General features: G+C 44.2%; 11 protein-coding genes. 4 read left to right on the forward strand and 7 right to left on the reverse strand.

Annotation, left to right across the window (positions count from 1 at the left end):
- Positions 1 to 6: 6 nt before the first annotated feature.
- The 5 genes from HWQ47_RS10530 to HWQ47_RS10550 form a co-directional block, all read right to left on the reverse strand.
- Positions 7 to 1191 carry an SO2930 family diheme c-type cytochrome gene (locus HWQ47_RS10530; protein ID WP_269971071.1) on the reverse strand — a complete coding sequence of 395 codons (1185 nt, stop codon included), beginning with the start codon at positions 1189 to 1191 and terminating at the stop codon, positions 7 to 9.
- A 95-nt stretch (positions 1192 to 1286) separates the two neighbouring features.
- On the reverse strand, positions 1287 to 3926 hold the full coding sequence (locus HWQ47_RS10535) for a parallel beta-helix domain-containing protein (protein ID WP_269971072.1): 2640 nt from the start codon (positions 3924 to 3926) through the stop codon (positions 1287 to 1289).
- A gap of 335 nt (positions 3927 to 4261) precedes the next feature.
- Entirely contained in the window at positions 4262 to 5149 is an 888-nt protein-coding gene (locus HWQ47_RS10540; protein WP_269971073.1) for a DUF481 domain-containing protein, read from the reverse strand.
- Entirely contained in the window at positions 5037 to 5390 is a 354-nt protein-coding gene (locus HWQ47_RS10545) for a hypothetical protein (protein WP_269971074.1), read from the reverse strand. Before HWQ47_RS10545 ends, HWQ47_RS10540 begins: the two co-directional genes overlap by 113 nt.
- A gap of 106 nt (positions 5391 to 5496) precedes the next feature.
- Positions 5497 to 6069 (reverse strand): arylesterase, encoded by a 573-nt coding sequence (locus tag HWQ47_RS10550; RefSeq protein WP_269971721.1) that lies wholly within the window; start codon positions 6067 to 6069, stop codon positions 5497 to 5499.
- Between the two features lie 43 nt (positions 6070 to 6112).
- Here HWQ47_RS10550 and HWQ47_RS10555 point away from each other — a divergent pair, with 43 nt between their 5' ends.
- Complete coding sequence (locus HWQ47_RS10555; RefSeq protein ID WP_269971075.1) at positions 6113 to 6853, forward strand: ABC transporter ATP-binding protein; 741 nt, start codon at positions 6113 to 6115, stop codon at positions 6851 to 6853.
- Positions 6853 to 9318 carry an ABC transporter permease gene (locus HWQ47_RS10560; RefSeq protein ID WP_269971076.1) on the forward strand — a complete coding sequence of 822 codons (2466 nt, stop codon included), beginning with the start codon at positions 6853 to 6855 and terminating at the stop codon, positions 9316 to 9318. The genes HWQ47_RS10555 and HWQ47_RS10560 overlap by 1 nt, the downstream gene beginning before the upstream one ends.
- A gap of 105 nt (positions 9319 to 9423) precedes the next feature.
- Here the strand turns inward: HWQ47_RS10560 and HWQ47_RS10565 are convergent, their stop codons facing one another.
- Positions 9424 to 10341, reverse strand: coding sequence for a TIGR01777 family oxidoreductase (locus HWQ47_RS10565; RefSeq protein WP_269971077.1), 918 nt, complete (start codon positions 10339 to 10341; stop codon positions 9424 to 9426).
- Positions 10342 to 10555: 214 nt separating this feature from the next.
- On the reverse strand, positions 10556 to 10927 hold the full coding sequence (gene folX, locus HWQ47_RS10570; protein ID WP_269971078.1) for a dihydroneopterin triphosphate 2'-epimerase: 372 nt from the start codon (positions 10925 to 10927) through the stop codon (positions 10556 to 10558).
- A 76-nt stretch (positions 10928 to 11003) separates the two neighbouring features.
- Between folX and HWQ47_RS10575 the strand changes: the two genes are divergently transcribed.
- Positions 11004 to 12128, forward strand: a complete 1125-nt coding sequence (locus HWQ47_RS10575; RefSeq protein ID WP_269971079.1) for an AI-2E family transporter — start codon at positions 11004 to 11006, stop codon at positions 12126 to 12128.
- A 42-nt stretch (positions 12129 to 12170) separates the two neighbouring features.
- Positions 12171 to 13082, forward strand: a complete 912-nt coding sequence (locus HWQ47_RS10580; RefSeq protein ID WP_269971080.1) for a class I SAM-dependent methyltransferase — start codon at positions 12171 to 12173, stop codon at positions 13080 to 13082.
- Positions 13083 to 13134 lie beyond the last annotated feature (52 nt).

Raw genomic sequence — 13134 nt, forward strand, 5'->3', positions numbered from 1 at the left:
AACACGTTAACTCTGGCAATTGCCCAGCGTTGGCGACAGTGAGTCAATCCACTGTTTAATAATGATGATCGCTTCACTATGAACAAGGCTTCTGCCAATAGAAGGCATGCGGTCTTTGGGGCTATTGAGCTCCTGCCTGTAAAGTAAAATAGAGTGTTCGCCATCTCCAGGAACAATGTCATAGGAGAGTCCTTCAGGACCTCCGTCCCAGCCTGGAGGCTGTTTGCATATACCATACTGATAGCTGGTGTGATCGATATGAAATCCCAGCCTAAGTCCTGAAATACTCGCAAAGCCTCCGGCTCTATGACAATGAGCACAGTTAATGTCTAAGTATCCTTTCACTCTTTGGGTGAGATTAGCATTGCTATCAAACAATGAAGGAGCGTAAGCAATATCAGTGATTCTGGGCAGATTTGATAGCAGACCCATACTTTCCCAGTGTGTTAGTTGATTGACTGTTTGCCCTTGATATTCAATATCTTGGCTTAACAGGTGAGCCTTGAGTCCAATAGGCGCAATCTTACTTTCATTATCACGAGTTATTTGGTGACAGAGCTTACATTCCACGCGACTTGGTACATGATATTCAAATGATTCTACTTGTCCTTGATGATTTAAGGTGTGTGGGATGTTGGCTCCGGCTATTGTGAGCTTGGCAGTGGCGTTTTGCCAAAGATAGGGAAGTGTCGTCCAGCCTGCTTCCCTGTGGATCAATAAGCGCGTTTCTATCTTAATCTCATTTTCAGCACCCTTAACTTGAGTGTCGTAGGGCATGGAGAAGGTCTTCGTTAACACGGTCCCTATCGGGAAATCAAAGATGTCAGTAGGGTGATAGCTGGCTTGTTTTCCTTCAGGAATGAACATAAATCTGTGTTTATTAGCATAATTTGTGAATAACTCTGATGAGAGACTATAAGCAATTCCAGGAGTGACCGCTGCTGATGTAGGAGTTGATGGATCGATAAAGAGGCCGTATTGTGCGAGTGTCTCACAATCCTCGTTCATTAAAGCTTCCCAGTTAACCACGCTTGTGGTCTGCTCGCACAATGAGCTAGGAGTGGTCTCTACGGGATCCGTTTCTACAGGAGGCGTCACTGGTGTCTCTGCTACTTGATTGTCCGCCTCATCTCCCCCACCACAAGCGCTTAGGAAAAGAAGTAAAAACGTTAATCGAGTTAAGTTTCGCATACATCACCACTTGAGTTTTGTAGAGAAAAAGGCCGGTATTAACCGGCCTTGGGGTTCCTTTTAGAGCGATATCTAACGGTATTAGCTACTCAGCTTTACTCTGAACAGCTGGCTAGAGGTAGACGTCTAATCCATTCGTGGATAAGCGCGGTACCTTCACCATGGGTTAAGCTACGTCCTATCTCTGGCATACGATCGCCAGGGGCGTTGGTATCCATTCTGAAGTGAAGAATAGAACTCTCTGGTGATCCTGGGACCACATCATAACCCAGTGACCCCCCCCCATAGGCTACAGGTGATTTACAGGTGCCGTGGGCGAATCCATCACCGTATTCACGCCAGTATTCCAAGTTAAGACCTGTATTTGAAGCATTGCCTTCTGGGCGATGACAATGGGCACAGTTGACATCTAAGTAGCCCTTAGCCGTATCCATTAGCATCTCATCAGAGAGTGTTGCTACGTTCAATTCATCAGCATCTGAGTAGGATGGTACAGTGTTGATTGTCGTGACATCAGGAACACCTTGGAGTATGCCGCTAGATTGCCATTTCATTAACTGGTTTATGGTACCTTCAGCGTAAGCATAATCTTTATTCAGATGTCGAGCTTTGGGCCCGATAGGAACAAAGACCGCTGGTGTGTCGGGTGTCGCTTTAAGTTGATGACACTGCTTACATTGATTCATGCTTGGCACTACATAATCGAAATCGAGTGTTTCGCCATTATGGATCACTTGCTTACCTTGAATCGCACCCGCTTTGGTTAAGGTGGCATCTGATTGCTCAGAATTGTAGACATAAGGTAGCGCAGACCAACCCGTTGCACGACGGATCAACAAACGTGTCTCAATCATGTCTTCGTTGTCGATGCCACGTTCATCCGTATTGGCTGGCAGAGCGAAGGTCTTGCTGAGCACAGTACCAACAGGAAAATCCATACTTTCGTTTTCTGTGTAGTTTGCAATTTTACCTTCAGGAACAAACACAAAACGGTATTTACTAGAATAATCAGTAAATAGTTGAGTATTCATATCATAGGGTAAGCCGCCGGAGTTCGCGCCTGTGGTTGGATTTGATTCGTCGGCAAACAGGTTATAGTCTGACAGTTTTGGACAGTTAGCGCCTAACAGAGCATCCCAATTGACTTGATCGCCAGTGGTTTCACATAGGGCTAAATCACCGTCGCCGTCTAATCCACCTTCTCCTTCACCTATGGTGCCGCCACCACCCACTAAGATACCGCCATCACAGCCAGCCACATCGTCATCGACGCCACAACCAAATATTTGATCACCGAATGTAACGGTATGGACAGGTAAGCTAAGCTGAGCACACTTCATGATGTTATCTTGTGTGGTTTCATAAAGTACATCAGGGATGCTGGGATCAGTGTTGTCATTAGCAAAGAGGCGACCAAAAGAAACATCACCGTTATTGGTTGAGCACACATTATCGCTGCCATCTTCGGCGAATGGCATTTCCTGTAGGCCCAAATAAGCCGCTGTACCGTTATTGGATAACATCTCTCCTAAACCATCATAGAGCACGCCCGGAAACTCCCCGTGAGTGAAGAGGTAAGCCTTGATAATGTCGTCGATAAGGTAACCATTTGGCTTCTTACCGTAACCAGTTATCACGTTATCGTGCAGGTAGATATTTCTTGGTGTGGGTCGCCAGCCATCTTCAATGGGCTGATCCGCTTGGCCATAGTTGGCCACAAATGCATTCATATCTGGCTCAGCGATAAAGAAACTGGTTATTGCTACGCCCATGGTATCGTGGTTGGTGATCTCATTATTAAAGATCTCAACATCATCGGTGGCGAGGATAATCATACCTGTGCCCGGTGGCACGATATGTACCCCAGCCGGATTGGCTGAGGCATTGGCGAAATTCTTGGTGTTGTTATCGTAAATTTTATTATTGAAAATACGAACACTGGAGCCATATCGGTGATTATTAATCGGTAAGTCAAAGACTAAAATACCGCCAGTATTGCCCATCGCTTCGTTATCATAGACATCAGCATACTTTGAGTTTTCAATCTCAATACCGGCAACGTTCTCTTTGGCAATATTGCGGCGAACCACAATATACTCAGATTGTCCGACATAGATACCCGCATCGGCACTACCACGGACATAGGTATCTTCGATGAGAATATTTTCACATTCAACGGGGTAGAGACCATATGCACCATTATCTTCATCGAGCTCACCTTCCCAGACTGTCGCTAAACGTCTGAGTATGATCCCGTTAGTATTCTTAAGTTTAATGCCGTTATTTTTGGCTTCATTAACAGAGAGATCTTGAATGATGATGTTAACGGCATTTTGGACGAAGATACCATCGCCAGTGAGGGATTCTGAGAAGTCTAAAACGGTCTCATCCATGCCATATCCCATAATGGTGATATTTTTTGCCATGGAGCCATCGCCATCGACATCCCCGTCGAATAGGAGAGTTGATGCTATTTTAAAATTACCTTTAGGCAACACGATGACATCATTGCTCTGGGCGTTGATTAAGGCTTCCTGAATTCGGATGGTTAGATTTTCTCCATCTTCGATCATGATGGCTCCCTCAGGGAAGCTTGGAGCTGGATCGGGAGTCGGGGTAACGACGGGCTCCTCTACAACGGGCTCGTCATCATCGGATGAACATCCGCTTAGACTTAACGCGACGGCACTGGCCACAATTGAGGGCAGTAACCATGATGGTTTCTTGTTGAACATAGCGTCTCCTACTTATTTTTATTATTCCTTTCTTAGATTGCACTGACGTACCATATAAGCAATGTGAGATCCGGCCAACAAGTGATTAACAAGTTGTTATCAAGTGAGTCTGTGCATGAGTTAAACGTAGTCGGTTGTATTTTTCTTTATAAAACAATAATAAGAATACTTAAGTAAACAGAGAGTCAAGATAAGGCAAGATTAAAAATATTTGAAAAAAGAGCGGGATAAAACATAGAGGCCGGAGATGAAAGTGTTATAAGCAACGACAGTGGCGGATTATACTGAATAGTTAACATATCAGGCCACAAGGTGGCCTGATAGTCATCGTCAAACTAGATGTCGATGCCAAAACCTATGATAAATTGATAATCATTTTGTTTAGGCATGATGTTATCTGAATCCGGTTGTGGTCTATTGGTATGATCCCAGACAAATGACAAGTCAAGATCGAACATATCGGTTAACTCAATTGAAAAAGCAGCAACGGCATGATGCGTGTATCCACCGGAGGTCTCATTACCATATTGAAGTCGATATAAGGTATTGAAATCGATGTCACTGGTTACCTCTGTATCAAATACGGTTTCAATGACCATTGCCGCACTGCTTTCACTCTCTTTTTGATCAACGGCGACATTGTCAAACTTATTGTAAGTGTACGCCGGACCACCACTGATGCTCCATTGTGTTTTTGAAGTATCGATGATGTCGTAACCCAAACCTAAACCTAGGGTGGTTTTATATTGAATGTTTTTAATCGGATCCGTGTAGATTTCGGCAAATACAGGTCGCAAATAAAAGTGTTTTGATAAATACCAGTCAAAGTAAGTGTTAATACGATGATTATTGATATTGTTTTCGCCTTCAGTCTTAGAGTAGTTCCCTAAATAATCAAGGTTATATCTAGACTCTGTGGTGCGACGTTGAGTGTTAGCAATGGCGCTGTAATCAACTTGCTTGGTATTACCAGAACGAAGATTTGCATCTAAAGATATCTTACTGGACCAGTAGTTAGCTTCGGTCTGCTCACCGGCAATGATGGTCATGATCTTAGTGCGATCAAACTCATCGTTACCGATAAATGTTTTGTCGTCTTTAACTAATAATTTACCTGTTTTGGTGCTTAAGTCGGTAAAACCAACACTGACGATGCCAGTACTTTGCAGTACTTTGCAGTACTTTGATGTCTTCCCAGTCGATATATAAGGTGTCCAACTCATCACTTTTAAACTCAAGTTTGTCATCATAAAGGTTTTTAATTTCGCCTTTTAATAGTTCAAATGAAGTTAACTGAATCCAGTCATATGAGGCATCAGCCGGAGGGTAGAGCTGAGCTGGAACAATCTGTTGAGCCGCTGGTTTCATGGGCGTGGTTGCAGATGCGCTGGATACAAAAAGTAAAGGTGAACAGACTGCTAAGATGCCAGAAACGATACTGGCCTTGTTGAATCGACTTTGCAAAAGCCTTCTCCTGAAGTCAAATGACCCATATTTAAAAGGACGAAAACTTTACAGATATTTGTCCTCTCTAACAATTGAATATCAAATTTTTGGGTGGTTATGGGATCTACAACACCTTTTCAATCCAAGGTATGACAAACTCTGCGATGTCATTTTGGGCGAATGCATTAGGGTGAATACCATCTCTTTGCATATATTCTGGTTTGGTCGCTATCTCTGTCATAAAAAATGGCATCAGGGTAATTTGATGTTCGACAGCTAGATCGGCATAGACTTGATTAAACATTTTTGCATATCGAGGGCCGTAATTTGGTGGCACCATGATCTCAGAAAGGAGAACCTGACTCCCTTGAGACTTAGCTAAAGTAATTATTTTTGTAAGATTTTCTTTCAGTTGTTGGGGTGTAAAACCTCTCAATCCATCATTTCCTCCTAGCTCGACTAAAATGAGTTCAGGCTGGACAGAGTCAAGCAGGGCGGGGAGTCTACGTAATCCTCCGGCTGTCGTTTCACCACTCACTGAGCCATTAATTATCTCATGTTGTGGCATTTTTCCCTGCATTAAATGTACCCAACCTCGTTCTTCGTCGACACCATAACTTGCACTTAGGCTATCACCTAGGATTAATATAGGTGCAGCGTTCAGTTGTGAACACGTTAGAATGGCCGCAAAGCCCATTAGGGTAAGCGAACGTTTAAGCACCAGGCGAGAGAAGGGTTTTATGTCAGAAATTAATGCAATCACAGTAAAGGGTCTCATAAAGTCAGTGGCCACCCAAGAGGGAGAGCTTACTATCCTCAACGGCATTAATATGGAAGTCAAGCGGGGAGAGAGTGTTGCGATTTTGGGGCCATCAGGCTCAGGCAAGTCCACGTTACTCGGTTTATTGGCAGCGCTAGATTCGCCAACTGCCGGCGAAATAGTGCTCGACGGTGAAACACTACAACATATGGATGAGGAGGGCAAGGCTGCACTGAGAAAGAGAAAAGTGAGTTTTATTTTCCAATCATTTATGTTGGTCGACACCTTAAATGCACTTGAAAACGTCATGTTACCTGCCGAGCTTGCAGGGATAGACAAGGCCAAAGAGAAAGCCGAGGCGATGTTAACGAGGGTGGGGTTAAGTCATCGACTGACTCATTTCCCTAATCAACTCTCAGGCGGGGAGCAGCAAAGGGTGGCAATTGCTCGAGCATTTATTTGTGAGCCTAAGGTATTGTTTGCCGATGAACCTACCGGTAATTTGGATGCAGCCAACAGCCAGAAAGTGGCCGATATGTTGTTTGAGCTTAATCATGAATGTGATACTACCTTAGTGCTTGTGACCCATGACTTAGTGTTAGCCAAACGATGTGAACGTCAGTTGCTGATGGACAGTGGCGAGCTGACCGAAAAGAGGGACCAGCCTGAGCGAGAGAGCATTGAGCCCCCCGTTAGCCTGCATAGTGTGGAGGCTGGGTGATGGAAGTACAGTTAGCTTGGCGGCTATTTAAGCGAGAGCTTTTACAAGGACAATTATTACTGATCGTGTTGGCGATAACACTGGCGGTGTTATCTGTCACTGGGTTAGCACGAGTAAGTGAACGATTACAGATTGCGATTAACGGGCAAGCATCTAAATTTATCGCTGCTGATAGAATTATTAACTCGCCAGTGAAAATTGATGAGTCGATTTTGACTAAGGCTTCCGAGTTGGGCTTAAGTCATGTATCGAGTATGCAGTTTAACTCTATGGTATTTGCTGATGATAAGTTTCAATTGGTTACCGTGCGGGCAGTCGAAGAGGGATACCCTCTTAAAGGTAAGATAGAGCTTAATGAGAAAGACGGAGTTAGCCACTCAGGGCTGCCTAAAGCTGGGTATTTATGGTTTGAAACCCGTTTAGGTGGATTATTAGGGTATCCCCAAGAGCTTGAGCTTGGAAATCGACAGTTTAGGCTAAGCGCCGAAATAGCCCGTTTGCCAGATGCGGGTTTTAACCCTTTTGCATCTTCCCCTGTTGTTTTGATGCGGATGGAAGATGTGGCCAGTACCGGTGTTATTCAGCCCGGCAGTCGAGTGACCTATTTGGCGCAATTTACCGGTGATGAAACGCAGTTAACTGAGTTTGAAACCTATGCTAAGCCACTGCTTAATAGCTCTCAGCGCTGGGTCGATGTGCAGTCTGGTGATTCACCGATTGCCGATGCTGTTAAGCGTGCTGAACGTTTTTTGCTATTGGCCAGTCTGCTTGGGATCGCACTCGCCTGTGCTGCGATTGGTATTGCTGCTCAGCGTTACTGTCAACGTCACTATGACGTGGTGGCGATGTTAAAGACGTTTGGCGCCTCTGCTAAACAGATCCGTACATTATTCGGTGTTCACCTACTGTTAGTGACTTTTTTTGGCGTGATATTAGGTTTGATAGGGGGCTTTGCGCTGGATGCGGGCATTACGGCTTTTTTACCGGACGAAATAGCTGCTTACTCACCGCCCATGATGAGACCTATATTGTTGGGTCTTGCAACGGGTTTTATCAGCGCCTTTATGTTTTCAGCTTATCCTCTGATGCGGCTGCTCTCCATTCCCCCTTTACGGGTGTTACAGCGTCAACTTGAAGGTCTGCAGCTTGGTATGTGGCTGCATCTGTTACTCAGTCTTTCTGCTATGGCTCTTTTGGGCTATCTTTATTCCAAAAGCCTACCGTTAACCTTGACTGTGGTTGCTGGCGTTTTGTTACTCGGTCTGTTGCTAAGTGTGTTGGGCTTTTTAATGATCCGCGCAGGGCACAGTGTCGGCATGAAGACCACCAATCCACTGCAGCTGGCTTTGGCTGGTCTGAGACGACGAGCTAAACAGAATGCGATTCAGTTAGTGGGTTTTAGCAGCGCTTTAGTGCTATTACTGACGATTCTTGCTTTGCGACAAGATCTGCTCAGTGAGTGGCAAAATCAGTTACCTGAAAATGCGCCTAATTACTTCTTGGTTAATATCGCACCGGATGAGTCGGAACCATTGGCTGAGTTTCTGGCACAAAATACCGTTAAAACAACGGATATCTATCCGGTTATTCGAGGTCGTCTGACTGAAATCAATGGTGAGCCCTTAATATCTGGCGAACAGGCTGATGAAGGTGTCGAAGGGCGACGTGGGATCTCACGTGAGTTAAACCTCACTTGGCGCGATGCATTACCGGAAAACAACGAGTTGATAGAAGGTGCGTTTAATATCAACGATGATGATGTTTCCGTTGAGTCGGGCGTTGCAAAGCGCTTAGACATTAAGCTGGGAGACTCGCTCACTTATGTCATCGATAACATAAGTTTAACGGTGAATGTAGGTAGTATACGTGAGGTGCACTGGGAGACGCTACAACCTAACTTTTTTATGGTTTTTACTCGGCATTCGCTCGCTTCGTTTGCACATACTTCTATGGCCAGTTTTTATTTGGACGAAGGTAATTCAGAGGTGGTGTTACAGATCATAAAGCAGTTTCCGACGGTATCAATTATAGATGTGGGCAATATGATTAAGCAGCTACGCCAGATAATTGATCAGGTATCACTGTCGCTAACTTTAGTGTTGGTGCTGGTAGTGCTGGCGAGTAGTTTAGTGATGGTAGCTCAGACGGAAGCGGGGATGGCGACAAGACAAAGAGAGCTGGCGGTATTAAGGACCTTCGGCGCTTCAGGTTGGTTACTCAGAATGGCGACCGGTCTTGAGTTTGCGTTACTGGGCGCCATCTCAGGGCTGTTAGCCGTGATAGTGGCCGAGTTTACCCTCTACTTGCTAAAAACTCAGGTGTTTGAGCTTAATGTGTATATGCATTGGGAGTGGTGGGGCATAGCCCCTGTGTGTGGTGCGCTTATTGTCGCGCTATTGGGTGTGTGGCGTTGCCGACAGTTATTGAGTAAATCGTGTAGCGAACTGCTGAAAGCCCCAGTTTAAGAGGTAAAGTTAACCACTTTTAAGTAAACGAAAGAGTAAACGAAAGAGTAAATAAACCAAAAGAGCGATATCAAGACGATACCGCTCTTTTGTATTTAAGGACATTTAACTCTCAAGTACATCAGCAAGAGCATAATTTAATTGGGGGTGTTTAAAGGTAAACCCTGCGTCGAGAGACCGTGTTGGTATGACATACTGGCCTTGTGTTAACAGTTGCGCCATCTCTCCTAACAAGGTGTTGAGAATGAACCCCGGCATAGGAAGGATAGTAGGCCGCGATAGCGCATAGCCCAAGGCTTTGGAAAACTCGTGGTTGCTGACCGGATGTGGCGCCGTGGCATTAAAAATCCCAGAGCAGGTTTCATGGTTTATTAGGAAAGTGATCAAATCGACTAAATCTTGTTGATGTATCCAGCTCATTCCTTGTTTACCTGAGGCGATAGTTCCACCAAGACCGAGCTTAAATGCGGGTAACATTTTAGGCAATGCACCACCAGATAATCCCAGTACCAGACCAATACGGATAATGCAGACACGGGTTTGTTCAGATGCGGCGCTTAGGGCAATCTCTTCCCACTTCTGGCATACTATTTGTGGGAAAGGCAGGTTATCGTTGGCCTTTTTTTGAGGTACCAACAGGCTTTCATCGACACGCTGCTCCTCTCTATCTCCATAGATACCGATAGCCGATGCGCTAATGAAGACTGAGGGAGGTATTTGACTTAGTTGAGTGAGTTCGGATAAACGGGTTGTTAGTTCCCAACGACTATTGCAGATCTTCTCTTTTTGAGTATCACTCCAGCGCTTATTTGCGATAGGTTCACCAGCTAAATTGATAACAACATCAAACTCATCAAGATTTGACATTTCGTCTAAGTTGGCTCTGTATTGATGTTGAACTCCTAGTTTTTCTCTGGCTATAGCCGGGTGACGTGAAAGTATACAGAGCTGGTGCTCGCTTTCTAATGCCCTGACAACTTGATGTCCAATGAATCCGCTGCCTCCGGTGATTAATATTTTCATAGCATAGCATCTCATCAAGTTAAAGATTGATATACTTTCAGGATAGCAAAAAGGATCGTTTTGAACTATGTTCGTTCGCGATATCTAACATTTGTCTTGTAAGGTGTTCAAGTAAGAAAAATCGGTTATGCTCAACTAATGCAACGGTTTGTTTTGGTTCATGGCTGCCGATAATTCACAGCAGCCACCTAACTCATCCAACTAGGTAACGAAATTAATCGTTATTCTTATGATAGCTAAGCTGCATTGAGACCGAATCTGCAAATCTGAGCGCATGAGGCTTATCAATTTCCACTTGTGCAAAGTCGACCCAGTCATGTTCGCTGGCGATATCTAGCACTTGTCCTGTAAGGTGTTCAAGTAAGAAAAATCGGTTATGCTCAACTAATGCAATGATTTTTTTAGTTATCGTGCGATAATTCAATGCGTCATCCATATTGTCGCTATTGCGTGCTTTCTTAGCACAATAGTGAATCTCTGCATTGATTAAGACATCTTGTTTATTCTGAGTTTCATCATCCTTAATGCCGATGAATGTACGTAGACGTAGATTTTTAATACGAATTACCGCGATTTCTGGTTTCATAATTATTACTAGCTCTATGTTGAAGTTGCTACTAAGCCTATCAATGTATTAGTTAATCAAGAAGGGTTTTATTTAAATGCCAAGAATTGATACTCAATCGGTTGCCTATAAAGGTTTTGCCATTATGGCTTTTATCGTGATTATTTTAGCTGGTATTAAAGCGGCTAGTCCTATCGTGGTTCCCTTTGTATTGTCCGCTTTTATTGCTGTGATCTGTAATCCTGTGATTGTTGGGCTCACTAAGTTGCGCGTTCCAAGGGCGTTAGCCATATTATTGATGATGATATTTATCGTGATGATGGGACTATGGCTTGCCCAAGTGGTGGGCAGTTCAATCAACGAGTTTTCCAGCCAACTCCCCCTATATCGAGATCAGCTGGTCGAGCAGTTTGGCTGGATTATCGGTAAACTGCGTACGTTCAATATCATCATTACCAAAGAGCAGATGCTGGCCTATTTCGATCCTGGCGTGGCATTGTCTATGACGACCAATATGCTGACTGGAGTAGGTAGTGTAATGGCTAATCTATTTTTGATCATTTTGACCGTTGTATTTATGTTATTTGAGTCTCAAACCATGCCGAAGAAATTGCATTTCGCTCTGGATGATCCAGATATGAGAATGCAGCAGATCGATAAGTTTTTACAGTCAGTTAATCAGTATATGGTGATTAAAACGTTAGTCAGCTTAGCGACGGGGGTGATAGTAGGTATAGGACTTGCGATTATAGGCGTCGATTACGCGTTGCTATGGGGTGTGGTGGCATTCCTGTTTAACTATATTCCTAACATCGGTTCAATTATTGCCGCGATTCCATCTGTATTACTCGCTTTTATTCAGCTTGGCCCAGCAGCGGCAGGTGCGACGGGTTTACTTTATTTAGCCACTAATATGGTGATGGGTAATGTGATTGAGCCTAAATACATGGGCAGAGGTTTAGGGCTTTCAACACTCGTAGTGTTTTTGTCCTTGATCTTTTGGGGCTGGTTATTAGGCTCTGTCGGTATGCTGTTATCAGTGCCATTGACCATGATTGTTAAAATAGCATTAGAGTCGAGTAAAGGTGGCAGTTGGTTGGCTATTTTGTTAGCTGACGATGTGGATGAACTAAAACCTGAGTCTAAGCTAGTGTCCGCATCAGATTCTAAAGCGGAAGTGGCACAGACTGAAGATGTAAAATCTTCAGGAATAGCTAAGTAAGTCAAATGTTTTTAGTCATAGTAAAAGTTAAAAGTGAATTTAATGCAGTTATTTTTTGATGAGTTGAATAAGGTTACTTTAAGCGAAGAAGTTAATCGGCTTTTTCATGGTCGTGGTGGGGTTTACCCTGGTATGGAGCATCTGTGTGTCGATTGGTTTCCTCCTGTACTGTTATTGACTAGCTTTAAGCCGTTAGTGGAAGATGAGCTTGCATTAGCAACACAGAGATTATCTCAGTTGTGGTGTGAACAGCGCAGTGCGAATGAAACGATGAATCTCGTTTATCAGTATCGCAGTGGTGGTCAAACTCATACAGAACTGGTGTCTGGAGAGGTTCCAGAACAGCACACTGTAAGTGAGAATGGTGCCGAGTTCCATGTACACCTTCTTAGAGGCCAAAACCATGGGCTGTTTTTAGACATGAAGAACGGCAGACAGTGGGTGAGGGAGCATGCGGAGGATAAGAAGGTTTTAAATCTTTTTGCCTATACTTGTGCTTTTTCGGTTGCGGCATTGCAGGGCGGGGCAGATAGTGTTGTCAATATTGATATGAGCAAGGGCGCCTTGTCTATCGGTAAACAGAATCACCTACTCAATGGTTTTGGCGCAGTAGCGCGTTTTTTTGGTCACGATATTTTTAAATCTTGGGGTAAGCTGACTAAACTTGGGCCTTACGAGATGATCATTGCCGATCCACCAAGTAATCAAAAAGGAAGCTTCGTTGCGACGAAGGATTACTCTCGGTTATTAAAGCGTTTACCCGAGCTCTTAACGCCCGGTGGCGAGGTGCTTTTATGCCTTAATGCACCTGAGTTGGGGATTGAGTTCTTGATGAATCAAGTGGAGGAGTACAGTGCTAGTTTGGAGTTTGTCGAACAGTTAGAAAACCCTCCAGTGTTTACAGATGTTGACGCGAATAAGGCGTTAAAAGTATTGCGCTATAGACGACTGTAGTCATTTCCGCCTATGGCCAGTCTGAGCTCTAGGCGGAACATTTATTTTGGAT

This window comes from Shewanella sp. MTB7 (assembly GCF_027571385.1).
Classification (GTDB): domain Bacteria; phylum Pseudomonadota; class Gammaproteobacteria; order Enterobacterales; family Shewanellaceae; genus Shewanella.

Excerpts from the sequence above, each read along its gene's own strand:
- HWQ47_RS10530 (WP_269971071.1), bottom strand. The coding sequence starts at position 1,191 with ATGCGAAACTTAACTCGATTAACGTTTTTACTTCTTTTCCTAAGCGCT.
- HWQ47_RS10575 (WP_269971079.1), top strand. The coding sequence starts at position 11,004 with ATGCCAAGAATTGATACTCAATCGGTTGCCTATAAAGGTTTTGCCATT.
- HWQ47_RS10565 (WP_269971077.1), bottom strand. The coding sequence starts at position 10,341 with ATGAAAATATTAATCACCGGAGGCAGCGGATTCATTGGACATCAAGTT.
- folX (WP_269971078.1), bottom strand. The coding sequence starts at position 10,927 with ATGAAACCAGAAATCGCGGTAATTCGTATTAAAAATCTACGTCTACGT.
- HWQ47_RS10535 (WP_269971072.1), bottom strand. The coding sequence starts at position 3,926 with ATGTTCAACAAGAAACCATCATGGTTACTGCCCTCAATTGTGGCCAGT.
- HWQ47_RS10550 (WP_269971721.1), bottom strand. The coding sequence starts at position 6,069 with ATGGGCTTTGCGGCCATTCTAACGTGTTCACAACTGAACGCTGCACCT.
- HWQ47_RS10560 (WP_269971076.1), top strand. The coding sequence starts at position 6,853 with ATGGAAGTACAGTTAGCTTGGCGGCTATTTAAGCGAGAGCTTTTACAA.
- HWQ47_RS10555 (WP_269971075.1), top strand. The coding sequence starts at position 6,113 with ATGTCAGAAATTAATGCAATCACAGTAAAGGGTCTCATAAAGTCAGTG.
- HWQ47_RS10540 (WP_269971073.1), bottom strand. The coding sequence starts at position 5,149 with ATGAGTTGGACACCTTATATATCGACTGGGAAGACATCAAAGTACTGC.
- HWQ47_RS10580 (WP_269971080.1), top strand. The coding sequence starts at position 12,171 with ATGCAGTTATTTTTTGATGAGTTGAATAAGGTTACTTTAAGCGAAGAA.